The sequence below is a fragment of the Streptomyces sp. NBC_00654 genome, assembly GCF_026341775.1.
Taxonomy (GTDB): domain Bacteria; phylum Actinomycetota; class Actinomycetes; order Streptomycetales; family Streptomycetaceae; genus Streptomyces.
In genome coordinates, this window is the sequence record NZ_JAPEOB010000001.1 from 2,215,823 (window position 1) to 2,239,735 (window position 23,913).

18 protein-coding genes are annotated in these 23,913 nt (G+C 72.3%); 11 read left to right on the plus strand and 7 right to left on the minus strand.

Annotated elements, in window-relative coordinates:
• Positions 1-78: 78 nt before the first annotated feature.
• Positions 79-1,005 carry a CAP domain-containing protein gene (locus tag OHA98_RS09660; RefSeq protein WP_266924263.1) on the minus strand — a complete coding sequence of 309 codons (927 nt, stop codon included), beginning with the start codon at positions 1,003-1,005 and terminating at the stop codon, positions 79-81.
• Between the two features lie 152 nt (positions 1,006-1,157).
• On the opposite strand from OHA98_RS09660, the gene OHA98_RS09665 reads away from it, so the two are divergent.
• The 5 genes from OHA98_RS09665 (at position 1,158) to OHA98_RS09685 (ending at position 7,925) form a co-directional block, all read left to right on the plus strand.
• Positions 1,158-1,439 (plus strand): acylphosphatase, encoded by a 282-nt coding sequence (locus OHA98_RS09665; protein ID WP_266924265.1) that lies wholly within the window; start codon positions 1,158-1,160, stop codon positions 1,437-1,439.
• Between the two features lie 439 nt (positions 1,440-1,878).
• The gene (locus tag OHA98_RS09670; RefSeq protein WP_018551753.1) at positions 1,879-2,091 is read left to right on the plus strand and encodes a hypothetical protein; all 213 of its coding nucleotides are present in this window, start codon (positions 1,879-1,881) and stop codon (positions 2,089-2,091) included.
• A 400-nt stretch (positions 2,092-2,491) separates the two neighbouring features.
• Positions 2,492-6,085, plus strand: a complete 3,594-nt coding sequence (gene smc, locus OHA98_RS09675) for a chromosome segregation protein SMC (RefSeq protein WP_266924267.1) — start codon at positions 2,492-2,494, stop codon at positions 6,083-6,085.
• Between the two features lie 299 nt (positions 6,086-6,384).
• Positions 6,385-6,510, plus strand: a complete 126-nt coding sequence (locus OHA98_RS09680) for a hypothetical protein (protein ID WP_266924269.1) — start codon at positions 6,385-6,387, stop codon at positions 6,508-6,510.
• Positions 6,507-7,925: a sugar porter family MFS transporter gene (locus tag OHA98_RS09685; protein WP_266924271.1), complete on the plus strand. Its 1,419-nt coding sequence runs from the start codon at positions 6,507-6,509 to the stop codon at positions 7,923-7,925. The genes OHA98_RS09680 and OHA98_RS09685 overlap by 4 nt, the downstream gene beginning before the upstream one ends.
• Before the next feature lie 34 nt (positions 7,926-7,959).
• Here the strand turns inward: OHA98_RS09685 and OHA98_RS09690 are convergent, their stop codons facing one another.
• Entirely contained in the window at positions 7,960-8,919 is a 960-nt protein-coding gene (locus OHA98_RS09690) for an LLM class flavin-dependent oxidoreductase (protein WP_266924273.1), read from the minus strand.
• A 217-nt stretch (positions 8,920-9,136) separates the two neighbouring features.
• On the opposite strand from OHA98_RS09690, the gene ftsY reads away from it, so the two are divergent.
• Complete coding sequence (gene ftsY / locus OHA98_RS09695; protein WP_266924275.1) at positions 9,137-10,348, plus strand: signal recognition particle-docking protein FtsY; 1,212 nt, start codon at positions 9,137-9,139, stop codon at positions 10,346-10,348.
• A 210-nt stretch (positions 10,349-10,558) separates the two neighbouring features.
• On the opposite strand, the gene OHA98_RS09700 is transcribed toward ftsY, so the two are convergent.
• On the minus strand, positions 10,559-11,206 hold the full coding sequence (locus tag OHA98_RS09700) for a bifunctional DNA primase/polymerase (RefSeq protein ID WP_266924276.1): 648 nt from the start codon (positions 11,204-11,206) through the stop codon (positions 10,559-10,561).
• A gap of 428 nt (positions 11,207-11,634) precedes the next feature.
• On the opposite strand from OHA98_RS09700, the gene OHA98_RS09705 reads away from it, so the two are divergent.
• From OHA98_RS09705 to ffh, 5 genes are all read left to right on the plus strand, one after another.
• The gene (locus tag OHA98_RS09705; protein ID WP_266924278.1) at positions 11,635-13,107 is read left to right on the plus strand and encodes a hypothetical protein; all 1,473 of its coding nucleotides are present in this window, start codon (positions 11,635-11,637) and stop codon (positions 13,105-13,107) included.
• A gap of 345 nt (positions 13,108-13,452) precedes the next feature.
• Positions 13,453-14,799, plus strand: coding sequence for an ammonium transporter (locus OHA98_RS09710; protein ID WP_266924280.1), 1,347 nt, complete (start codon positions 13,453-13,455; stop codon positions 14,797-14,799).
• Positions 14,796-15,134: a P-II family nitrogen regulator gene (locus tag OHA98_RS09715; RefSeq protein WP_266924282.1), complete on the plus strand. Its 339-nt coding sequence runs from the start codon at positions 14,796-14,798 to the stop codon at positions 15,132-15,134. The genes OHA98_RS09710 and OHA98_RS09715 overlap by 4 nt, the downstream gene beginning before the upstream one ends.
• 30 nt (positions 15,135-15,164) lie before the next feature.
• Positions 15,165-17,624: a [protein-PII] uridylyltransferase gene (locus OHA98_RS09720; RefSeq protein WP_266924284.1), complete on the plus strand. Its 2,460-nt coding sequence runs from the start codon at positions 15,165-15,167 to the stop codon at positions 17,622-17,624.
• Between the two features lie 131 nt (positions 17,625-17,755).
• Entirely contained in the window at positions 17,756-19,315 is a 1,560-nt protein-coding gene (gene ffh / locus OHA98_RS09725) for a signal recognition particle protein (protein ID WP_266924286.1), read from the plus strand.
• Positions 19,316-19,390: 75 nt separating this feature from the next.
• Here ffh and OHA98_RS09730 read toward each other — a convergent pair whose 3' ends face one another.
• Genes OHA98_RS09730 through OHA98_RS09745 form a run of 4 tightly spaced genes read right to left on the minus strand, consistent with a single transcriptional unit; the run spans position 19,391 to position 23,896 of the window.
• Positions 19,391-20,632, minus strand: a complete 1,242-nt coding sequence (locus OHA98_RS09730; protein WP_266924288.1) for a phosphopentomutase — start codon at positions 20,630-20,632, stop codon at positions 19,391-19,393.
• Between the two features lie 11 nt (positions 20,633-20,643).
• Positions 20,644-21,810: an alanine racemase gene (locus tag OHA98_RS09735; protein ID WP_266924290.1), complete on the minus strand. Its 1,167-nt coding sequence runs from the start codon at positions 21,808-21,810 to the stop codon at positions 20,644-20,646.
• Between the two features lie 2 nt (positions 21,811-21,812).
• A complete protein-coding gene (locus OHA98_RS09740; protein ID WP_266924292.1) occupies positions 21,813-22,928 on the minus strand; it encodes an aminotransferase class V-fold PLP-dependent enzyme in 1,116 nt (371 codons plus the stop codon).
• A 2-nt stretch (positions 22,929-22,930) separates the two neighbouring features.
• Positions 22,931-23,896, minus strand: a complete 966-nt coding sequence (locus tag OHA98_RS09745; protein WP_266924294.1) for a phosphotriesterase — start codon at positions 23,894-23,896, stop codon at positions 22,931-22,933.
• Positions 23,897-23,913 lie beyond the last annotated feature (17 nt).

A 23,913-nucleotide genomic window follows, 5' to 3' on the forward strand; every position in this document is an offset into this window, starting at 1 on the left:
GTGTGAGGGGCGATGGGTGTGAGGGCCTGCGGGCGCGCGGGCCCGGTGGGCGCGCGGGCCCGGTGGGTGCCTCAAGGGTCAGAAGCCGAAGTCCTGTGTCCACCAGGGGCCGCCGGAGCCGGCGTGCATGCCCACACCGAGGGTCTTGTAGTCGCAGTTGAGAATGTTTGCGCGATGTCCGTCGCTGTTCATCCAGGACTCCATCACGGCCTCGGCGTCGGCCTGTCCGCGGGCGATGTTCTCGCCGCCGAGGTTCTGCACGCCGGCCTTGGCGGCACGGTCCCACGGGGTCGCGCCATCGGGGTCGGTGTGGTCGAAGAAGCCGCGGGCCGCCATGTCCTCGCTGAAGTTCTGGGCGAGTGCGGTCAGCGGCGCGCTGGTGGTGACCGGGGAGCAGCCGACCTTCGCCCGCTCCTGGTTCACCAGGGCGAGGACGGCGGCCTGGGCGGAGGTGGGGGCGGGTGCGGGGGCCGGTGCCTTGCGCGAGGGCGCGGCGGACGAGGTCTTCGGGGCGGCCGGGGCCTTCGCGGACGGGCTCGCGGACTTCTTCTCCGGGGCCGCCGTGGGGCCCTTCGACTCCGAGGGCCGCTTCGAGCCGGTGGCCGAGGGCTTCTTGTCCGGGGTGGCGGAGGCGGAAGCGGAAGCCGACTTCGAGGGGGCCGCCGGCCGTGCGCTGCCCCGGCCGGCGGGTGCGGAGGCCGAAGCGGAGGCGCGGTCGGTCGGATCGGCCGAGCGGCTGCCCTGTGTCAGCAGGTCCGGGGCGCCACCGGAACGCACCTCGTCCGCGGTGGACGTGCCGCCCACGGTGTGGGTGTCGCCGCCGGGCAGCAGACCCGAGGCGACGGCGACCGCTCCCATGGCCACGGCCGCGGATATGCCGAGCAGACCGGCCCGCACGGGCAGGGAGGCCCGCTTCCTCCGCCGCGTACCCCGGTGCCCGAATCCGTCCCCGGTCGCGGGTTCTTCAGCGGCGGAGCCCGCGGCCGACCGTCGGTGGCGTCCCATGCGCTGTGCCTTCCTGATGCTCCGGACGCCCCTGAGACGTCACATTTCTCAGCCGTGATCACCCGATCGAGTGAAGCTTTGCGACCGGACTGTACGCCATGGGTCACGGGGGCGAAGTGCTCCGGGAACCATGGGCCGGTTAGCGTTCACGCATGAGCGAAGATGCACGACTCGTCGTCTGGGTACGCGGCCGAGTACAGCAAGTAGGCTTCCGCTGGTTCACCAGGGCAAACGCTTTGGAGATCGGTGGACTGACCGGCTTTGCCCTCAATCTCGACGACGGCCGGGTGCAGGTCGTCGCCGAGGGTCCACGTGAGAATTGCCACCGTCTGCTGGACTGGCTGGGCTCCGACGACACACCCGGGCGCGTGGACGGAGTCACTGAGATCTGGGACACCCCGCGCGGGATTTACGAGGGATTCGCGATCCGTTGATCATGGCGATGACGGGGGCTCCGGATCCGCTCCGTGTCCGGAGTGCGCCGAGCGGTTACCGATGAGTCGGAAATCGGGCCGCACCCGAAATGACCTGCGAAGGGACCCGGCGGCGGCCTGTGGTTGCCAAGAAGGGAATGTCGTGCCAGGCTGCGGCATTAACGAAGATCTCCACGCCCCCCGGGGCCCCGCAGGAGAGTCGCGCCGCATGATCGTCCGGCCGCGCGCCCCCGGGACACCCGCCTCAACGGGGTGTGATCGTGTTGACCGTCAAACTTTTTGGTGAGACGCTGAAAACCCCGCGCACCTTAGCTGTTTGGCAGAGCTGTTTGGCAGCAGAACCGCAGTGTTGACAGGGCACTGCCGAGCACCGCGGGTGCGATTCCCTCACGACCCACACCGCTCTCGGTCGGTCACTCAGTGTGGAGGACCATCCATCATGGCAAAGGCGCTTCTCGGTTACGTCGGCGGTTCCGACCCGCGACTCCTCGCCGAGATGCGACGGCTCCAGCAGCGCGTCCAGGACCTGGAATCCGAGCTCGTACGGATCCAGGACGAGAACGACGCGTTGAACGCCGCCGCCCAGCACCAAGAGTCGCTGCTCGACAGCATCGACATCGACGTACCCCAGGCGGAGCCTGCGCTGACCTGACCGGTGGCCCTGTCGGGCCGGTCGGGCACAGGCACGCTCAGTCGCCTGAGAACCACTCTGGATTGTCTTCGTCACGGATCGCCGTCCCGCAACACCGAGGACCTCCCGGAATCCGGGAACGTCTCCGGTTCTGGCCGTGTCCGGAAGACCGAGGATCTCCTCGTCGTCCGGCTCATCAGCGATCCGTCACGCAGGACTGCGCAAGATTTACAGGGACGCCTCGGCGTCCCTTATTTCGTTCCCGACCCCCCGGTCCGCTTTCCCGCCCCGGACTTCCCGCCCCGGACTTCCCCCCGGACTCGCCCCCGGGCCTGCCCGGACGTAGAGCCCTTCCCTTACCGTCTGATGTGCCCTGCACCTTCATCAGCGAAACCGAGAGTGAAAGGTAGAGTCCGGCGGCGTGCACCTCAAGGCTCTGACCCTGCGTGGATTCAAATCGTTCGCCTCCGCCACGACCCTGCGGTTCGAACCGGGGATCACCTGTGTCGTCGGCCCCAATGGATCCGGGAAATCCAATGTGGTGGACGCGCTCTCCTGGGTCATGGGTGAACAGGGGGCCAAATCCCTGCGCGGCGGCAAGATGGAAGACGTGATCTTCGCCGGTACGACCGGGCGGCCACCGCTGGGCCGCGCCGAAGTGTCGCTGACCATCGACAATTCCGACGGCGCGCTTCCCATCGAGTACGCCGAGGTCACGATCACCCGGATCATGTTCCGCAATGGCGGCAGCGAATACCAGATCAACGGCGACACCTGCCGGCTGCTCGACATCCAGGAACTCCTCTCGGACTCCGGTATCGGCCGTGAGATGCATGTCATCGTCGGGCAGGGGCAGCTGGACTCCGTGCTGCACGCGGACCCGATGGGCCGCCGCGCCTTCATCGAGGAGGCGGCGGGCGTGCTCAAACACCGCAAGCGAAAAGAAAAGGCGCTGCGGAAGCTGGACGCGATGGGGGCCAATCTGGCCCGTGTCCAGGACCTCACCGACGAACTGCGCCGCCAGTTGAAGCCGCTGGGCAGACAGGCGGCGGTGGCCCGCCGGGCCGCGGTCATCCAGGCCGATCTGCGCGACGCCCGGCTGCGGCTGCTCGCGGACGACCTCGTCACCCTGCGCGGCGCGCTGCGCGACGAGATCGCCGACGAGGCCGAACTGAAGAAGCGCAAGGACGCCGCGGAGGCCGAACTCAAGGCGGCGCTCGCCCGGGAGGCGGAGCTGGAGGGCGAGGTGCGCCGCCTCGCGCCCCGGCTCCAGCGGGCCCAGCAGACCTGGTACGAACTGTCGCAGCTCGCCGAGCGGGTACGGGGCACGATCTCGCTGGCCGACGCCCGGGTGAAGAGCGCCACCGCGGCGCCCGCCGAGGAGCGGCGCGGCCGGGACCCGGAGGACATGGAGCGCGAGGCCGCCCGGATCCGTGAGCAGGAGGCGGAGCTGACGGCCGCGTTGGAGGCCGCCGAGCACGCCCTGGAGGACACCGTCGCCCACCGGTCCGACCTGGAACGGGAGTTGGCGGCCGAGGAACGCAGGCTCAAGGACGCGGCACGGGCCATCGCGGACCGGCGCGAGGGGCTCGCCCGGCTGAACGGCCAGGTCAACGCGGCCCGCGGCCGGGCGGGTTCGGCCCAGGCGGAGATCGACCGGCTGGCCGCGTCGCGGGACGAGGCGCAGGAGCGCGCGGTCGCGGCCCAGGAGGAGTACGAGCAGCTCAGGGCCGAGGTCGACGGTCTGGACGCGGACGACGCGGAGCTGGCCGGGCGGCACGAGGACGCCAAGCGCGCGCTCGCCGGGGCGGAGTCGGCCCATGGCGCGGCCCGGGAGGCCGCGACGGCCGCCGAGCGCAGACGCGCCGCGGTCGCGGCCCGGCACGAGGCGCTGGCCCTGGGCCTGCGCCGCAAGGACGGCACCGGCGCGCTGCTCGGCGCCCGCGACCGGCTGCACCGCCTGCTCGGTCCGGCCGCGGAACTGCTCACGGTGGTACCGGGGTACGAGGTCGCGGTGGCCGCCGCCCTGGGCGCCGCGGCGGACGCGGTGGCGGTGACGGACCCGGCCACCGCGGCGGACGCGATCCGGCTGCTGCGCAAGCAGGACGCGGGGCGCGCGGCGCTGCTGCTGGGCGGCGGCGCTCCGCGGCCGGGCACTCCGGAGGACGCGCGGGCGGGGGGCGAACCGCCGGCCGGTGCCCCGGGGACCGGAGGGGCCCCCGCCGTGGCCGGGCTGGTGCGGGGGCCCGTCGAGCTGATGGGCGCCGTACACCGGCTGGTGCGGGACATGGTCGTCGTCAGCACCCTGGAGGACGCCGAGGATCTTGTCGCCGCGCACCCGGAGCTGACCGCGGTGACCGCGGAGGGCGATGTGCTGGCGGCCCACTTCGCGCACGGCGGTTCCGCCGGGGCGCCGAGCCTCCTGGAAGTGCAGGCGTCCGTCGACGAGGCGGCCGCCTCCCTGGCGGAGCTGGCCGTACGGTGCGAGGAACTGGCCGGGGCCCAGCAGCTCGCGGGGGAGCGGCGCCGGGCCGGTGCCCTGCTGGTGGAGGAGCTGGGGGAGCGGCGGCGTGCCGCCGAGCGGGAGAAGTCGGGGGTGGCCCAGCAGCTGGGGCGGCTCGCCGGACAGGCGCGGGGCGCGGCGGGCGAGGCGGAGCGGATGACCGCCTCCGCGGCGCGTGCCCAGGAGGCCCTGGAGCGGGCGACGGAGGAGGCGCGGGAGCTGGCCGAGCGGCTGCTCGTGGCCGAGGAGATGCCCGTGGAGGAGGAGCCCGACACCTCCGTACGGGACCGGCTCGCCGCCGACGGTGCCAACGCCCGCCAGACCGAGATGGAGGCCCGTCTCCAGGCCCGTACCCACGAGGAGCGGGTGAAGTCCCTCGCCGGGCGCGCCGACTCCCTGGACCGTGCCGCCCGCGCCGAACGTGAGGCCCGCGCCCGCGCCGAGCGGCACCGGGCCAGGCTGCGGCACGAGGCCGCGGTGGCCTCGGCCGTCGCCTCCGGGGCCCGCCAGCTGCTCGCGCACGTGGAGGTGTCCGTCGTACGGGCGCAGGACGAGCGGACCGCGGCCGAGGCGGCGAAGGCCGGGCGGGAGCGGGAGCTGGCGGCCGGGCGCGACCGGGGCCGGGAGCTGAAGGGCGAGCTGGACAGGCTGACCGACTCGGTCCACCGCGGTGAGGTGCTGGGCGCCGAGAAGCGGCTGCGGATGGAACAGTTGGAGACGAAGGCGCTGGAGGAGCTCGGGGTGGAGCCCGCCGGGCTGGCCGCCGAGTACGGCCCCGACCGTCTCGTCCCCCCGTCCCCGGCGGCCCAGGGCGAGGAGCTGCCGGACGATCCGGAGCATCCGCGCAACCTGCCGAGGCCGTTCGTCAGGGCCGAGCAGGAGAAGCGGCTGAAGGCGGCCGAACGGGCGTACCAGCAACTCGGGAAGGTGAATCCGCTCGCCCTTGAGGAGTTCTCGGCGCTGGAGGAGCGGCACAAGTTCCTGTCCGAGCAGCTCGAAGACCTGAAGAAGACCCGGGCCGATCTGCTCCAGGTGATCAGGGAGGTCGACGAGCGGGTCGAGCAGGTGTTCACCGAGGCGTACCACGACACCGCCCGCGAGTTCGAGGGGGTGTTCTCCCGGCTGTTCCCCGGCGGTGAGGGCCGGCTGGTCCTGACCGATCCCGGCAATATGCTCACCACCGGCCTGGACGTCGAGGCCCGCCCGCCCGGCAAGAAGGTGAAGCGCCTCTCGCTGCTGTCGGGCGGCGAGCGGTCCCTGACGGCCGTGGCGCTGCTGGTCTCGATCTTCAAGGCCCGGCCCAGTCCGTTCTATGTGATGGACGAGGTCGAGGCGGCGCTGGACGACACCAATCTCCAGCGGCTGATCCGGATCATGGAGGAGCTCCAGGAGAGTTCCCAGCTGATCGTGATCACGCACCAGAAACGGACGATGGAGGTGGCCGACGCGCTGTACGGGGTCTCCATGCAGGGTGACGGAGTGTCGAAGGTCATCAGTCAGCGGCTGCGCTGAACCTTCACTCGAACGTCACAGCTTCGACGCGGTATTTCCGTAATCCCGGGTAGACGTCGGTCCATTGGCGGAGACCGCCGAAAAGGGTTTGGCTTCGGCGGATGAATCAGCAATTCCCGAGAAGGCGAATTCCCCTTCAAGTGGTGGCGGGCCCGATCCTGTGCGCCACTTGGACCGACCGGCACATAGGAGTGGGAGAAGGAGCGGGGCTGGGCACGTGCAGCTGCGAGGCGGAGGACCGAGGCGGATGGGGGCCTCCCCTGCTCAAGCGCAGTCGAGAGCTCGGGGAAGGAACCACGGTGCGTGACGACAACGCCGCAGAGGTGCTTTCCGGGTCCCGCGATGCCGCACCCCACACACCGGTCGGTCTCAAGCGTTCACCCCCCACGCCCGACGACGCGGCCGGGCACCAGGAGTTCATGTGAGCAGCGCATCGCAGGGGCCGGCGCCCGGAGCCCGAGAGGCCCATCCGGACCACCTCGGCCACGTCATCTTCATCACCGCCGCCGCGGCGATGGGCGGCTTTCTCTTCGGCTACGACAGCTCCGTCATCAACGGCGCCGTCGAAGCCATCCGCGACCGGTACGACATCGGCTCCGGCACCCTCGCCCAGGTCATCGCCATCGCCCTGATCGGCTGCGCGATCGGAGCCGCCACCGCGGGACGTATCGCCGACCGCATCGGCCGTATCCGCTGCATGCAGATCTCCTCCGTGCTCTTCACCGTCAGCGCCGTCGGCTCGGCGCTGCCGTTCGCGCTGTGGGACCTGGCGATGTGGCGCATCATCGGCGGCTTCGCCATCGGCATGGCCTCCGTGATCGGCCCGGCGTACATCGCCGAGGTCTCGCCGCCCGCCTACCGCGGCCGGCTCGGCTCCTTCCAGCAGGCCGCCATCGTCATCGGCATCGCCATCTCCCAGCTGGTCAACTACGGCATCCTCCAGATCGCCGACGGAGACCAGCGCGGCAAGATCGGCGGCCTGGAGGCCTGGCAGTGGATGCTCGGCGTGATGGTCCTCCCCGCGCTCCTGTACGGGCTGCTGTCGTTCGCGATCCCCGAGTCGCCGCGCTTCCTGATCTCGGTCGGCAAGAAGCAGCGGGCCCGGGAGATCCTCGCCGAGGTCGAGGGCGAGCACATCGACCTCGACCGCCGGGTGGCGGAGATCGAGACCGCCATGCGCCGGGAGCACAAGTCCACCTTCAAGGACCTGCTCGGCAGCCGTCTGGGCTTCCTGCCCATCGTCTGGGTCGGTATCGGGCTGTCCGTCTTCCAGCAGCTCGTCGGCATCAACGTGGCGTTCTACTACTCGGCGACGCTGTGGCAGTCCGTCGGCATCGACCCGACCGACTCGTTCTTCTACTCGTTCACCACCTCGATCATCAACATCATCGGCACGGTGATCGCGATGGTGCTGGTGGACCGGGTGGGCCGCAGGCCGCTCGCGCTGGTCGGCTCGACCGGGATGGCGATCGCGCTGGCCTTCGAGGCCTGGGCGTTCTCCGCCGAGCTCGTCGACGGCAAGCTGCCCAGCACCGAGGGCGCCGTCGCCCTCGTCGCGGCCCATGTGTTCGTGCTCTTCTTCGCCCTGTCGTGGGGTGTGGTGGTCTGGGTCTTCCTCGGCGAGATGTTCCCCAACCGGATCCGCGCCGCCGCGCTGGGCGTCGCCGCGTCCGCGCAGTGGATCGCCAACTGGGCGATCACCGCGAGCTTCCCGAGCCTGGCCGACTGGAACCTGTCGGGCACCTACGTCATCTACGCCTGCTTCGCCACGCTCTCGATCCCCTTCGTGCTCAGGTTCGTGAAGGAGACCAAGGGCAAGACGCTGGAGGAGATGGGCTGAGGGTGCCTTCGGCGGGCCGGGCCCGCCGGGCCGCTCAGCCCCCGACCGCCGCGCAGAACAGCCGCAGACTGCGCCAGCCCTCCTCCACCGGCATCCCGCCGCACAGCGGGTGCAGCACCAGGCTGTCCGCGTCCGGTTCCGCGCACTGTGCGGGCGTGAGGATCCGGTACACGCCCTCCTCGCGCAGTTCCGCCACCGTCGTCGCCGTCGAACGCACCGCCGAGCGGATGTCCTTCGACTGCCAGGAGGAGTAGGTGCGGGCCTCGTGCAGGAAGTGCCGGCCGTACAGCGCCCACGCCCGCTCCGGGTCCTCGGAGACATGCAGCAGCGGCGTCGTGGCGGCGGGCATCATGCAGAAGCCCTCCGTCCCGTGCTCCGCGCGCTGCTCGTGGTAGTAGGCCTCCAGCTCCGGCAGATGCGCGCTGGGGAAGAGCGGCAGCCCCAGCCGGGCCGCCCGCCGCGCCGCCGCCCGCGAGCTGCCGCCCACCAGCAGCAGGGGGTGCGGCCGGGTGTACGGGCGCGGGGTGACCGTGACCGTACGGCCCCGGTACGGGAACGGCTCCCCGGTCCACGCCAGCAGCAGCGTCTCCAGCAGCTCGTCCTGGAGCCTGCCGCGCCGGCCCCACTCCACCCCGGCCCGCTCGTACTCGGCGGGCCGGTAGCCGATGCCCGCGACGGTGACCAGCCGGCCCGCACTCAGCAGGTCGAGCACCGCGATGTCCTCGGCCAGCCGCAGCGGATCGTGCAGCGGGCCGATGATCGCCGACACGGTCACCGCGATCCGCCGGGTCGCGCCGAAGACCGAACCGGCGAAGACGAGGGGAGAGGGCAGCCAGGAGTTGGCGGCGCCGTGGTGCTCCTCGGTCTGCACCGTGTCGATGCCGTGCCCATCGGCGTACGCGGCCATCTCCAGCGCCGCGCGATAGCGGGCCGAGAGGGTCCCGGGGGTGGCGTCGGGATCGACGAGATTGAACCGGACCACTGTGAAGGCCATGACGGGTGTCCCCTTCGCCGGGCGGGCTTGGTGGAGGCGGGCACCGTAACTGACGGAGCGTCAGAACGGTAGGGGTCCGCTGCCGGGCACCTCCGCGGGGCGGGTGGCCGGTCAAGGTGCACCTTTACCCCCAAAAGGGGTCTAAGTGTGCGGGGGATTCGTGCGGGATCCGCCACGGCCGCGCCCAGGTGCGGCTGTGGCCGATACTGGACGGGTTATGGAAATCGTCATCCTTGCTGTAGTCATCGCCCTGGTCGCGGTCGGCCTGATCAGCGGGCTCGTGGTCAGCAGCCGCAAGAAGAAGCAGCTGCCGCCCTCGGCACCGTCGAGCACGCCGACCATCACTCCTCCCGCCGAGCCCCATGTCGGCGAGGAAGCCGAGGCGCCGCGCGACGAAGCGCGGCGCACCGTCGAGGAGGTCGGTCTCCCGGACACCGAGGCTCCCGCCGGGGAAGCCCCGGCCGTCGCCGAACCGGAGGCCGCCGCTCCCGCGCTGGAGGTCCCCGAGCCCACCGCCGGACGGCTCGTCCGGCTCCGCGCCCGGCTCGCCCGCTCGCAGAACTCCCTCGGCAAGGGGCTGCTCACGCTCCTGTCGCGGGACAACCTCGACGAGGACACCTGGGAGGAGATCGAGGAGACCCTCCTCACCGCCGACGTCGGCGTCGCCCCCACCCAGGAACTGGTGGAGCGGCTGCGCGAGCGCGTCCGGGTGCTCGGCACCCGTACCCCCGAGGATCTGCGCGCCCTGCTCCGCGAGGAGCTGATCACCCTGCTCGGCCCCGACTTCGACCGTGAGGTCAAGACGGAGGGCGGCGCCGAGACCCCCGGCGTCGTCATGGTCGTCGGCGTCAACGGCACCGGCAAGACCACCACCACCGGCAAGCTGGCCCGGGTGCTCGTCGCCGACGGCCGCAGCGTCGTGCTCGGCGCCGCCGACACCTTCCGGGCCGCCGCCGCCGACCAGCTCCAGACCTGGGGCGAGCGCGTCGGCGCCCGCACGGTCCGCGGGCCGGAGGGCGGCGATCCGGCGTCGATCGCCTTCGACGCGGTGAAGGAAGGCATCGCCGAGGGCGCGGATGTCGTCCTCATCGACACCGCGGGCCGTCTGCACACCAAGACCGGTCTGATGGACGAGCTCGGCAAGGTCAAGCGGGTCGTGGAGAAGCACGGACCGCTGGACGAGGTGCTGCTCGTCCTGGACGCCACCACCGGGCAGAACGGACTCGTCCAGGCCCGGGTGTTCGCCGAGGTCGTCGACATCACCGGCATCGTCCTCACCAAGCTGGACGGCACCGCCAAGGGCGGCATCGTCATCGCCGTCCAGCGTGAGCTCGGGGTACCGGTGAAGCTGATCGGTCTCGGTGAGGGTCCGGACGACCTGGCCCCGTTCGAGCCGGGAGCCTTCGTCGACGCGCTGATCGGCGACTGAACCCTCCGCACGGACAAACGGGCGGTGGACCCCCTCGCGGGGCCGCCGCCCGTTCGTATGCCCACTCCCACGCTCATGTCCCTGCCTGCGCGCACGCCTGCGCACGCGTCCCGTGCCTGCGCACGCGTACCGCGCCTCCATCGCGACGGGGCAGGCCGAGCGCGCGGGGCGAGGGGATCGTGCGCCGGCGCGCGGCAGGTGGACCGGCGCCTATGAGCGGTGGCAGATGTACGCCAGCGTGCCCAGCAGCAACCGCGCCTGCGGGGGAGCGGCCGCGGTGTCCAGGACCGGGGGGCGCAGCCAGCGGACCGGCCCGAGGCCGCCGACGTCGGACGGCGGAGCGGTGATGTGCGTTCCGGGGCCCAGTCCCCGCAGGTCCAGACCGGCGTCGTCCCAGCCCATCCGGTAGAGCAGCCGGGGCAGCTCGGCGGCGGCTCCCGGGGCGACGAGGAACTGGGCCCGGCCCGCCGGGGTCACGGCCACCGGCCCCAGCGGCAGGCCCATCCGCTCGAGCCGGCCCAGCGCGCGGCGCCCGGCTCCCTCGGCGACGTCCAGGACGTCGAAGGCGCGGCCCACGGGCAGCAGCATCGAGGCGCCGGGCACCTCGGACCAGGCCCGCGCGGCGACATCGAGCGTGGCACCGGCCGGGACCTCGCGGACGAAGGCCAGCGGATGGTCGCCGGGCGCCGGGCACACCGGGTCGCCGCACGAGCAGACGCCCGCCACGGCCCGCGCGCCGGGCATCACCGCCCAGCCCCAGAGTCCTGTGTACTCGGCCACCGCGGTGCCCTCGGCCGTGCGGCCGCGGCGCCGTGAGCCGGATCGCATTTCACGGATGCCGCCGATCGTGAAGCCCATACCCCCTCCAACGGGTCCGAGTCATCGGTGGTTACGACCCGGAGCCTTCGCTCAACCCTCCGCTGTCGCTCTCGATCGGGCGGCGCGCGGGTGTGCACAGAGGGTGAATGGCGCGGATTACGCGCCCCCTAAGTGCCCCAATCCGCCTGCCGCTGATCGTCGTCTGTCAAGTCAAGCGCGCCCGGTGGCAGTCGGGTTCATTCGAAGGGGTGGCGAATGGTGGCGTTTCCGTAAGGGCCCTCGCGGGAGGGGTGATCGTAGGATTACCGTCGGTACACGAACCCTGGAAGTATGTGCACCCACGGGTATGCCGGAGGCAAACCGATTTCCCGTTCGATGGTGCGTGATCTCCGTACGGACAGCACCGACGCACGGCATTCTGATAGTGGTTCGCGCGATGAGGTTTTCGGCGGGATGGGGGCGTTCCAGTGAGTGGCAGCGGCGCAGGCGGGACGAATGCCGGGAAGCGCCCCAACGGGCAACTGGGATCGTGGTTCGTGCGCAGCGGCTGGTCCAAGGGCGAGCTGGCCCGGCAGGTGAACCGGCGGGCGCGGCAGATGGGCGCCCTGCACATCAGCACCGACACCTCCCGCGTGCGGCGCTGGCTGGACGGCGAACAGCCCCGCGAGCCGATCCCGCGCATCCTCTCCGAACTCTTCTCGGAACGTTTCGGCAGCGTCGTCGCCGTCGAGGACCTCGGGCTGCGCACCGCGCACCAGTCCCCCTCGGTGGCCGGTGTCGACCTGCCGTGGGCGGGCCCGCAGACCGTCGCTCTGCTCAGCGAGTTCTCCCGCAGCGACCTGATGCTCGCCCGGCGCGGATTCCTCGGCACCTCGCTCGCCCTCGCCGCGGGCCCCGCGCTCATCGAACCCATGCAGCGCTGGCTGGTGCCCGTGGCCGGCACGGACACCACGGAGGAGGAGCCGCCCGCCGCGCGCCGCCCCTCCCGGCTCTCCCGGCCGGAGCTGGATCTGCTGGAGTCCACCACCGCGATGTTCCGCCAGTGGGACGCGCAGTGCGGCGGCGGACTGCGCCGCAAAGCCGTCGTCGGCCAGCTCCACGAGGTCACCGACCTGTTGCAGGAGCCGCAGCCCGCGGCCACGTCCAAGCGGCTCTTCCGGTGCGCGGCCGAACTCGCCGAACTGGCGGGCTGGATGAGTTACGACGTCGGCCTCCAGCCCACCGCGCAGAAGTACTTCGTCCTGGCCCTGCACGCCGCCAAGGAGGCCGGTGACAAGCCGCTCGGCAGCTATGTGCTGTCCAGCATGAGCCGCCAGATGATCCACCTCGGCCGCCCCGACGACGCCCTGGAACTCATCCATCTCGCCCAGTACGGCAGCCGGGACTGCGCCACCCCCCGCACCCAGGCCATGCTGTATGCGATGGAGGCCCGCGCTTACGCCAACATGGGCCAGCCCAGCAAGTGCAAGCGGGCCGTCCGCATGGCCGAGGACACCTTCCTCGACGCCGGACTCGACGGCGAGCCCGAACCGGACTGGATCCGCTTCTTCTCCGAGGCCGAGCTCAACGGCGAGAACGCCCACTCCTACCGCGACCTGGCCTATGTCGCGGGCCGCAGCCCCACGTACGCCTCGCTCGCCGAGCCCGTCATGGCCAGGGCCGTCGACCTCTTCGGCGAGGACGACGAGCACCAGCGCTCGTACGCGCTCAATCTGATCGGGATGGCCACCGTCCATCTGCTCAAGCGCGAGCCGGAGCAGTCCACGGTGCTGGCCGCCGAGGCGCTGAAGATCGCCCGGAAGGTGCGTTCCGAGCGGGTGAACACCCGGCTGCGCAAGACCGTCGACACCGCCGCCAGGGACTTCGGCGATGTCGACGATGTCGCCCGGCTCACCGACCGGCTCACCGAACAGCTGCCGGAGACCGCCGAAGCGGTCTGATCCGGCCCGACCGCCACCGGCCGCGGCGCCCCTCCCCGTACACCCCGACCCGGCTCCGCCGTCGCCGGTCGTACGGAGGGCCGCCGTGGCCGGTTCCCGTGTCCCGGCAGCTCAACCGCACCGTATGCGGCGTGGGCCGCATGGTAGCCGGGGCACCGGACACGCCACCGGCGGTTCATTCCGCCGTAACACGCGCTCCCTCTTCGTCACTGGTGCGAAACATCGTGCGGCATCCGTGGAAACGGCGCTCCGTCAATCTCATGGCCCATAACCGGCCCGCACCTTTTCCCCAGTGGTCCCGCGGCTTTCCCCGCACGCGGCCGCACCGACGACGAGGAGACGCCGATGCCCCCAGGCATCACGACGCTTGCCGCAGACGCCCCGCTGTCTGCCGCCAACACCGGGTTCATGCTCATCTGCTCGGCCCTGGTGATGCTCATGACCCCGGCCCTGGCCTTCTTCTACGGAGGCATGGTCCGCGTCAAGAGCACCCTCAACATGCTGATGATGAGCTTCATCAGCCTCGGGATCGTCACCATCCTGTGGGTGCTCTACGGATTCAGCCTCGCCTTCGGCACCGACACCGGCTCGCTCATCGGCTGGAGCGCGGACTACGTCGGCCTCAGCGGGATCGGCGTCACCGAACTCTGGGGCGGCTACACCATCCCGGTCTATGTCTTCGCCGTCTTCCAGCTGATGTTCGCCGTCCTCACCCCGGCCCTGATCAGCGGCGCCCTCGCCGACCGCGTCAAGTTCACCGCCTGGGCGGTCTTCATCACCCTCTGGGTCACCCTCGTCTACTTCCCGGTCGCCCACTGGGTCTGGGGCGCGGGCGGCTGGCTCTTCGAGATGGGGGTCATCGACTTCGCCGGCGGTACCGCCGTCCACATCAACGCGGGTGCCGCCGCCCTCGGCGTGATCCTCGTCATCGGCAGGCGCGTCGGCTTCAGGAAGGACCAGATGCGGCCGCACAGCCTGCCGCTCGTCATGCTCGGCGCCGGTCTCCTGTGGTTCGGCTGGTTCGGCTTCAACGCGGGATCCTGGCTCGGCAACGACGACGGCGTCGGCGCCGTCATGTTCGTCAACACGCAGGTGGCCACCGCCGCCGCGATGCTCGCCTGGCTCGGATACGAGAAGCTGCGCCACGGCTCCTTCACCACGCTCGGCGCCGCCTCCGGGGCCGTCGCCGGACTCGTCGCCATCACCCCGGCCGGCGGCTCGGTCAGCCCGCTCGGCGCCATCGCCGTCGGTGCCGTCGCCGGTGTGCTCTGCGCCATGGCCGTCGGCCTGAAGTACCGGTTCGGCTACGACGACTCCCTGGACGTCGTCGGCGTCCACCTCGTCGGCGGTATCGCCGGCTCCCTGCTCGTCGGCCTCTTCGCCACCGGCGGTGTCCAGTCCGACGCGGCCGGCCTCTTCTACGGCGGCGGCCTCGACCAGCTCGGCAAGCAGGCCGTCGGCGTCCTCGCCGTCCTCGCGTACTCTCTGGTCGTCTCCGCGCTCCTCGCCCTCCTGCTCGACCGGACCATCGGGATGCGGGTCCCCGAGGACGACGAGATCTCCGGCATCGACCAGGTCGAGCACGCCGAGACCGCGTACGACTTCAGCGGCGCGGGCGGCGGCACCGCCCCCCGTACCGCCCCGGCGCAGGGCACGACGGCAGCATCGAAGGCAGAGAAGGTGGACGCATGAAGCTCATCACCGCAGTCGTGAAGCCCCACCGGCTGGACGAGATCAAGGAGGCCCTCCAGGCCTTCGGCGTCCAGGGCCTGACCGTCACGGAAGCCAGCGGCTACGGGCGTCAGCGCGGGCACACCGAGGTCTACCGGGGTGCCGAGTACACCGTCGACCTCGTCCCGAAGATCCGTATCGAGGTCCTGGTCGAGGACGAGGACTCCGAACAGCTCATCGACGTGGTGGTGAAAGCGGCCCGGACCGGCAAGATCGGGGACGGCAAGGTCTGGAGCGTCCCCGTCGAGACCGCCGTCCGTGTCCGGACCGGCGAACGCGGCCCGGACGCCCTCTGACCGACGGCCCGCCAACGGAAAGGCAGCTGGGTGACGAGCACCGAAGCGACCACCGAATCCGAGGCCTCGGGACCCAGCGGCTACGCGGCGGCCCGGCTGCGTCTCCTCCAGGAGGAGACGTGGTCCGGGCCGCCGCGCCGTGCGGCCCTCGCCCGCCTCACCGACGACTGGCTGACCGGCCTGTTCACCGCGGCCGCCGGACAGACCGGGGTCCGCGGCGCCGCCCTCGTCGCCGTCGGCGGCTACGGCCGCGGCGAACTCTCCCCGCGCAGCGACCTCGATCTGCTGCTCCTGCACGACGGCAGCGCCGACGCCGGAGCACTGGCCGCCCTCGCCGACCGCGTCTGGTACCCCGTCTGGGACCTCGGCCTGGCCCTCGACCACTCCGTACGCACCCCCGGCGAGGCCCGCAGGACCGCGGGGGAGGACCTCAAGGTCCAGCTCGGCCTGCTGGACGCCCGCCCCGTCGCCGGGGACCTCGGCCTCGTCGCCGCCCTGCGCACCGCGGTCCTCGCCGACTGGCGCAACCAGGCGGCCGAACGCCTCCCCGCCCTCGACGAACTCTGCCGGGAGCGGGCCGCGCGGACGGGCGAGCTCCAGTTCCTCCTGGAACCCGACCTCAAGGAGGCCCGCGGCGGCCTCCGCGACGCCACCGTGCTGCGCGCCGTCGCCGCCTCCTGGGTCGCCGACGCCCCCCGCCAAGGACTCGCCGAGGCCCGCCGCACCCTCCTCGACGTCCGCGACGCCCTCCACCTCACCACCGGCCGCGCCACCGACCGCCTCGCCCTCCAGGAACAGGACCAGGTCGCCGAGGCCCTGGGTCTGCTCGACGCCGACGCACTGCTGCGCCAGGTGTACGAGGCCGCGCGCACCGTCTCGTACGCCACCGACGTCACCTGGCGCGAGGTCAACCGCGTCCTGCGCGCCCGCTCCGTACGCCCCCGGCTCCGCGCCCTGCTCGGCGGCGGGCTCGGCGGCAGGGCCGCCCCCGAGCGCACCCCGCTCGCCGACGGGGTGGTGGAAGCGGACGGCGAGGTCGTCCTCGCCCGCGCCGCCCGCCCCGAGAAGGACCCCGTCCTGACCCTCCGGGCGGCCGCCGCGGCCGCCGAATCCGGACTGCCGCTCTCCCGCCACCTCGTCCGCCACCTCGCCACCGCGGCCCGCCCGCTGCCCGTGCCCTGGCCCGCCGAGGCCCGCGAGGAACTCGTCACCCTCCTCGGGGCCGGCGAGCCGACCGTCGGCGTCTGGGAGGCGCTGGAGTCCGAGGGGATCATCACCCGGCTGCTGCCGGACTGGGAGCGGGTCCACTGCCGCCCCCAGCGCAACCCCGTCCACACCTGGACCGTCGACCGCCACCTCGTCGAGACCGCCGTCCGGGCCGCCGCCCTCACCCGCCGCGTCCACCGCCCCGACCTCCTCCTGGTTGCCGCGCTGCTCCACGACATCGGCAAGGGCCGGCCCGGCGACCACTCCGTGGCGGGCGAGGTCATCGCCCGGGACATGGCCGCCCGCATGGGCTTCGACGGGCACGACGTGGGCGTCGTCGCCACCCTCGTACGTCACCATCTGCTGCTCGTCGAGACCGCCACCCGCCGCGACCTCGACGACCCCGCCACCGTCCGCTCCGTCGCCACCGCCGTCGGCAGCACCTCCACGCTGGAGCTGCTGCACGCCCTCACCGAGGCCGACGCGCTCGCCACCGGCCCCGCCGCCTGGAGCTCCTGGCGCGCCTCGCTCGTCGCCGACCTCGTCAAACGCGTCTCCGCCGTCCTCGCGGGCGAGGCCCCCCGGGAACCGGAACCCACCGTGCCCGGCGCCGAACAGGAACGCCTCGCCATCGAGGCCCTGCGTACCGGCGAACCCGTCCTGGCCCTGCACACCCAGCCCGCGCTGCCCGCGGCCGACGGCGGACCGGAACCCGTCGGGGTGGAGCTGCTCATCGCCCTGCCCGACCGTCCGGGCGTGCTGCCCGCGGCCGCCGGAGTCCTCGCCCTGCACCGCCTGACCGTCCGCGCCGCCGAACTGCGCGCCGTGGAGCTGCCCACCGAAGTGGGTGACTCCGCGGACCTGCTGCTGCTCAGCTGGCGGGTGGCGGCCGAGTACGGGTGCCTCCCGCAGGCGGCCCGGCTCCGCGCCGACCTCGTACGCGCCCTGGACGGATCCCTGGACATCCGGGCCCGCCTCGCCGAACGGGAGGCCGCCCACCCGCGCCGCCGCGGGGTGAAGGCCCCGCCGCCCCGGGTGACGGTCGCGGCGGCGGGCTCCCGGCTCGCGACGGTGATCGAGGTCCGGGCCCAGGACGCCCCGGGCCTGCTGCACCGGATCGGCCGGGCTCTGGAGCAGAGCGCGGTACGGGTGCGCAGCGCCCATGTCTCCACGCTCGGAGCCAACGCGGTGGACGCCTTCTACGTCACCGGGACGGACGGCGGACCGCTGCCCGGCGTGCGGGCCGCCGAGGTCGCCGAGGAGGTCGAGAAGGCCCTCGGCTGACCCGTCCGAACGCGCGGAGAAGCCCTCGTCCGGTACGAGAACCGGGCGAGGGCTTCGCGTTCCGCGGGGGCCGGATACCCTGGAGTGCGACTGACCTGCCCCGCCCCCGACCCTGAGGACCGACGAGCGCCGTGTTCGATACTCTCTCCGACCGCCTTAGCGCGACTTTCAAGAACCTCAGGGGCAAGGGCCGCTTGTCCGAGGCGGACATCGACGCCACGGCCCGCGAGATCCGTATCGCGCTCCTCGAAGCCGATGTGGCCCTGCCGGTCGTGCGCGCGTTCATCGCCAACGTCAAGGAGCGGGCGCGCGGCGTCGAGGTCTCCCAGGCGCTGAACCCCGCCCAGCAGATGATCAAGATCGTCAACGAGGAGCTCGTCGGCATCCTCGGCGGCGAGACCCGGCGCATGCGGTTCGCCAAGACCGCGCCCACCGTGATCATGCTCGCGGGCCTCCAGGGTGCCGGTAAGACCACCCTCGCCGGAAAGCTCGGCCTCTGGCTCAAGGGCCAGGGCCACTCCCCGCTGCTGGTCGCCTGTGACCTCCAGCGCCCCAACGCCGTCAACCAGCTCAGTGTCGTCGCCGACCGCGCCGGTGTCGCGGTGTACGCCCCGGAGCCGGGCAACGGCGTCGGTGACCCGGTCCAGGTCGCCAAGGACTCGATCGAGTTCGCCCGCTCCAAGCAGTACGACGTCGTCGTCGTCGACACCGCGGGCCGCCTCGGTATCGACCAGGAGCTGATGCGGCAGGCCGCGGACATCCGCGACGCCGTCAGCCCGGACGAGATCCTCTTCGTCGTCGACGCGATGATCGGCCAGGACGCGGTGAACACCGCCGAGGCCTTCCGCGACGGCGTCGGCTTCGACGGCGTGGTGCTCTCCAAGCTCGACGGCGACGCGCGCGGTGGCGCGGCCCTGTCGATCGCCCATGTCACGGGCAAGCAGATCATGTTCGCGTCGAACGGCGAGAAGCTCGAGGACTTCGACGCCTTCCACCCGGACCGCATGGCCTCCCGCATCCTCGACATGGGTGACCTGCTCACCCTGATCGAGCAGGCGGAGAAGACGTTCAGTCAGGAAGAGGCCGCCAAAATGGCCTCCAAGCTGGCGTCGAGCAAGGGCAAGGACTTCACGCTCGACGACTTCCTGGCCCAGATGGAGCAGGTCCGGAAGATGGGCTCCATCTCCAAGCTGCTCGGGATGCTGCCCGGCATGGGGCAGATCAAGGACCAGATCAACAACATCGACGAGCGCGACGTGGACCGTACCGCGGCGATCATCAAGTCGATGACCCCGAAGGAACGCGCCGAGCCGACGATCATCAACGGCTCGCGCCGGGCCCGTATCGCCAAGGGCTCGGGCGTCGAGGTCTCCGCCGTGAAGAGTCTGGTGGAGCGCTTCTTCGAGGCCCGCAAGATGATGTCGAAGATGGCCCAGGGCGGTGGCATGCCCGGGATGCCGGGGATGCCGGGCATGGGCGGCGGTCCCGGCCGTCAGAAGAAGCAGGTCAAGCAGGCCAAGGGTAAGCGCAAGAGCGGCAACCCCATGAAGCGCAAGGCCGAGGAGCAGGCCGAGGCGGCCCGGCGCGAGCAGGCGGCGCAGGGCGGCGCGTTCGGACTGCCGGCCGGTCAGGGCGGCAAGCCCGCCGAGGACTTCGCCCTCCCGGACGAGTTCAAGAAGTTCATGGGCTGACGGCCGACGGACCACGCGTAAGGGGCGCCCACCATGGTGGGCGCCCCTTACGGCGTTCACGCGCGACCCAGGCCTTCAGGCCGCGTGCCGCCCCGGGCGCAGCGCCCGGCCGTTGGCCAGGCCCGCCGGGTCCAGTGACAGCGACACGGCGGCGGTCGCGCCCACGTCCGCCAGGCTGTCCGCGTCCGGCAGCAGTTCCACCGCGCCCGCGCCGGGCCGGTGGACGAGGACGGGGACGTACTCACGGGTGTGGAAGGCGTGCCCGACCGTCGGGTCGTTGCCGTGGTCACCGGTCACGATGAGGCGGTCGCCGGGGCTGTCGAGCAGGGCGACGAGCGCGGCCAGGCCCGCGTCGACCTGCTCCAGGAGACGTCCGTACCGCTCGGTGTCCTGCTGGTGCCCGGCCAGGTCCGTCTCCTGGACGTTGGCGACCACCAGAGCGTCGCCCGGGGCGCGTACCGCTTCGAGGGTGTACGTGAACACGTCCGCGGTCCCCACTGCGGGGTGCCGTACCGCCGCGTCGCAGGCCAGGATGTCGGCGGCCTTCCCCACCAGGGTGACGGGGATGCCCGCGCGGGCGGCCAGATCGGGGAGCTGGCGGGTGTGGTCGAGCCGGGCGCCCAGGTGCTGCACTTCGAGGCCGCCGTTGCGGTAGAAGCCGGTGGCGGGGGTGTCGAGGCCGACCGTGCCCGCCTCCCCGTCGCGGACGAAGCGCGGCAGCGGGCTGTCCGCATGGCCGCCGACCGCGATGACCCGGGCCACCGGGGCGACGGTGCGTACCGTACGGGCGATGGCGAGGATGCCGTCCGGTCCGTCGAACGGCAGGTCCTCCAGCCGGCCGGAGGCGTTCCAGTTGATCCCCGGGTCGGCCTCCAGGTTGTCGTGGACCAGAACGGCCCCGTCGACGACCAGGAGCGGCTTGCCCTCCAGCGGCTCGACGCGGTGTCCGGCCGCTTCGAGGACGGCGGTCACCTCCCCGATGTGATCCGCGAGCCGGGCCACGGTGACGCGGCTGAAGTCGGCGCCCATCATCGTCTGGTGGCCGGCGAAGGTGTCGGCGCCCGGATAGCCGAGGGCGGCCCGGCCCGCGGCGACGGGCAGACGCGTCCGGCGGGCGAGGTCCGGGTGCGGGTGGACGAGGCCGAGGCCGAGCGCGCCCAGCACCGGCAGCCGCAGCGGGCGGCCGAAGGCCTCGCGGCAGTGGTCCAGGACATGTCCGCAGGTGTCGGCGGTGAGATCGCCGGGGCGCAGTGTGCCCGCGTCGGGCATGGCGCCGATGCCGAATCCGTCGATGACGACGATGACGGTCTTGGCCATGGGATGCCTCCTCAGCTCAGGGCCCGGCCCTGGGCGTCGTACAGACCGATCCGGCGAGGGCCCCCGGAGGAGAGTCCGGAGACGACGGCGACGGTCGAGCGGGTGACGAAGATCTGGGTACGGAAGGCGAGCAGCGCGGTGTCGCCGAGCCGGACGTCCTGCCCGGCGGCGGGCGCGTCGAGCAGCCGGTAGTAATCGATGTTCTCGGCGGGCGCGTCCTGTACGCCCAGGCGTGCGCCGGTGCGCGGCAGCAGTGCGCTCTTGATGTGGGAGCGGGCGTAGAACCCGCCGCCGAAGAGCGCGGGACGGCCGTCGTCCAGCGTGTGGGCGACCTCGCTGACGTACACATAGGCGGGGGTCTCCGGCTGCGCCGGGTCGAGCGCGTGCAGCGGAGTGGTGCCGGTCAGGGCATGGCCCGGTTCGCCGTGGGTGGCGCCGAGTCCGGCGAGCAGCGGGAGGGAGGCCATCGAGGTGGCGCTCGGGGCACTCAGCTTGAGGTCCTCGTGCCCGCGGGAGGCGAGGAGCTCTCGGGCCTTGAGCGCGAGCGCGAAGTTGGGTGTGGCGTACGGGACCCCGGTCACCGGATCGCACAGGACGCACGGGAAGGCGGTGACGCCCGCGATCCGGATACCGGGCAGCCGTTCGGCGGCCTCCGCGAACGCGTCCAGCCGGGCGAGCGGGACACCGCCCTCCTGGCCCGGGTAGACGGTGCCCTCGGCGCCTTCGAGGCGGACGAGGACGTCCTGGACGAAGCCCAGCCCCGTGGCCGCTTCGGAGACCGCGCGGGCGTTGTCCAGGTCGTAGACGGTGACGGTCCCGGGCCGCCAGGCCAGCATCCCGGGCAGCGCGCGGCGGGGGATCTGGACGAGGTGGCCGAGGTTGCCCGCGCGGGCGCCCGCGGCGTGCAGGGTGCGGGCCTCGGGCGCGTCGATCGCGGCGTACTCGGGGATGTGCCGGGCGACGGCGGCGATCAGCTCCGGGTTGCGGCCGAGCTGCTTGACGACGAACCAGAGCGAGAGGCCGAGCCGTTCGGCCTCGGCGGCCAGGAGCGCGGCGTTGGCCTCCACCGCGTCGAGGTCCATGACATAGGTGTCGGGCGGGATCGCGCCGTCGCGGTGGAGGGCCGCCGCGGTCTCGACGAGCCCGGGGTTGCGGGTGAGGAGGGTGTCGAGGAACACGGTCAGTCGTCCTTCGGGTCGTTCAGGGTGTCCAGCGAACGGCGCAGGATCTCGATCACGAGATCCGCGCCCGCCCGCATCGGGTTGATGCGCACGGTCCAGTCGGCCAGCTCGGGGGAGTCGTCCAGCGCGGAGCTGGACATCCGGTAGAAGAGCGGGGCGATCTCGTAGCGCGAGTTGGAGCCGACGGGGTACGGGGCCGCGCCGAACCGGGCGGCGACGGCGGGCAGCTCCTTGGCCACCGGCCGGTCGAGGCGGACCAGCAGGCACCGGTCCTGGGCGTTGGCGAGCCGCACCTCGGCGACCCCGGCCACCTCGCCGGCCGCCAGCCGGTCCGCGACCTCGGCGCCGACCTGCGACTGTACGGACCACATGACCGGTACGTGGGTGAGCGCGCGCAGCGCGTCGAGTGCCTGGTGGCCCTGGACCTGGCCGCCGCCGGAGTAGTTGTCGCGCCGGACGCGCTCGACCAGGTCCCGGGCGCCGACGACGATCCCGACCCCCTCCGGGCCGTGCAGCTTGAACAGCGAGAAGCAGGAGGCGTCCGCGCCCAGCTCCACCCCGGCGGCGGGGGTGCGCATGACGGCGTAGTTGTCGTCGACGATCGTGCGGACACCGGCCGCCCGGCAGGCCGCCAGGACCGCGCCGGGGTCGTAGGAGTCGGCGAGCCGCTGGCGGGTGTGCTGGACGTAGGCCCAGCGGAACCGGCCCGACTCCAGCGCCGCGCGCAGCTCGTCGGGGTCGTTGAAGTCGGCCTCGACGGTCTGTACGCCGATGCCGCGCAGGGTCACCTCGGTGGTGCGGTAGACGGGCGCGCGGTGGATCAGCAGCGGGTCGCCCGCCCGCACGGCGGCGTTCAGGGCGGCCCGGATCGCCCCCGTGCCGGCGCCCTGGACGAAGGCGGCGTCCTCGGCGCCGAAGAAGTCGGCGAGGACGGCTTCGACACGGGCGGTGGTGCGGGGGCGGCCGAGACCGGGGACGACCCCGGCGTCGGAGGCGAAGAGCTGCGGGCCCTCGAAGTGCCGGGCGGTGGCCTCGATCAGCCGGAACTGCCGGGCGACGGCGTCGGACAGCTCCACCGTCGGCAGCGGGAACGTCTCGGGGAGTACGGGACTCATGGTCAGATCTCCTCCACGCTCGCGCCGGTGAGGAAGCGCAGCGGGTTGCGGCGGGTCATCAGGTCGATCAGGTCCTCGTCCACACCGGCCGCCCGGACCTTGGGCAGAAAGCCGCGGAAGAGGTGCCCGTAGCCCTGGCCGCCCTCGGTGGTCAGATAGCCGTGGCGGGAGATGTCGCAGCTGAGCAGTGCCCGGTCGGCGTGTCCGGCCTCCAGGAGGGCGAGCAGCAGCCGCAGCCGGGTGTCGTCGCTCTGGTAGCCGTCCTTGCCGACCGTGTCGAAGGCGACGTACGCGCCGCTCGCCGCCAGCTCCTTGTGCACCGCCGGGTCGTCGAGCAGGTCCTGGTGGCCGATGCTGATCCGGTGCGGCTCCAGGCCCTCGGCGGTGAGCAGGTCCAGCTGGGCGAGGCCGCCGCGGCCGAGCTGCGCGTGGGTGGCCACGGAGAGCCCGGTGGCGACGGCGGCCCGCGCACTGGCGCGCAGCACCTTGGTCTCGGGCGCCGTCGGGATGTCGCCGTGGCTGCCGATCTCGCCGAGGACGCCGGGCCGGATGCCGGTGGCGCCGATCCCGCCGTTGATCTCGCGGACGAGGGTGCCGGTGAGCTGTTCGACGCTGCTGTCGTCGATCTCGGGGGTGTGGAACGGCTCGTAGTACCAGCCGGTCGCGGCGACGACGGCGACCTGGGAGTCCCGGGCGATCCGGGCCAGGGTGCGCACATCGCGGCCCATGCCGCGGCAGGTCAGCTCGACGACCAGGGACAGCCCGAACTCCTCGCGGAGTCCGGCCAGCTCCGCGGTGACGGCGGCGGCGTGCCGCTCGGGGGTGAGGACGGCGGCGCCGTCGCCCCGGTGGTCCAGGTCCAGGACCAGGTGTTCGTGGGCGAGGGCGGGGCCGCGTACGGAACCGGGGGCGAGGTCTCCGAGGACGGTACGGAGAACGGGGGCGGGTCGGGGGGTGGCGCTGTTCATCGTGGGGGTCCTTCCTG

Coding starts and splice junctions, on each gene's coding strand:
- OHA98_RS09660 (WP_266924263.1), bottom strand. CDS start 1,005: ATGGGACGCCACCGACGGTCGGCCGCGGGCTCCGCCGCTGAAGAACCC.
- OHA98_RS09665 (WP_266924265.1), top strand. CDS start 1,158: ATGAGCGAAGATGCACGACTCGTCGTCTGGGTACGCGGCCGAGTACAG.
- OHA98_RS09670 (WP_018551753.1), top strand. CDS start 1,879: ATGGCAAAGGCGCTTCTCGGTTACGTCGGCGGTTCCGACCCGCGACTC.
- OHA98_RS09690 (WP_266924273.1), bottom strand. CDS start 8,919: ATGGCCTTCACAGTGGTCCGGTTCAATCTCGTCGATCCCGACGCCACC.
- ftsY (WP_266924275.1), top strand. CDS start 9,137: ATGGAAATCGTCATCCTTGCTGTAGTCATCGCCCTGGTCGCGGTCGGC.
- OHA98_RS09700 (WP_266924276.1), bottom strand. CDS start 11,206: ATGGGCTTCACGATCGGCGGCATCCGTGAAATGCGATCCGGCTCACGG.
- OHA98_RS09710 (WP_266924280.1), top strand. CDS start 13,453: ATGCCCCCAGGCATCACGACGCTTGCCGCAGACGCCCCGCTGTCTGCC.
- OHA98_RS09715 (WP_266924282.1), top strand. CDS start 14,796: ATGAAGCTCATCACCGCAGTCGTGAAGCCCCACCGGCTGGACGAGATC.
- OHA98_RS09730 (WP_266924288.1), bottom strand. CDS start 20,632: ATGGCCAAGACCGTCATCGTCGTCATCGACGGATTCGGCATCGGCGCC.
- OHA98_RS09740 (WP_266924292.1), bottom strand. CDS start 22,928: ATGAGTCCCGTACTCCCCGAGACGTTCCCGCTGCCGACGGTGGAGCTG.
- OHA98_RS09745 (WP_266924294.1), bottom strand. CDS start 23,896: ATGAACAGCGCCACCCCCCGACCCGCCCCCGTTCTCCGTACCGTCCTC.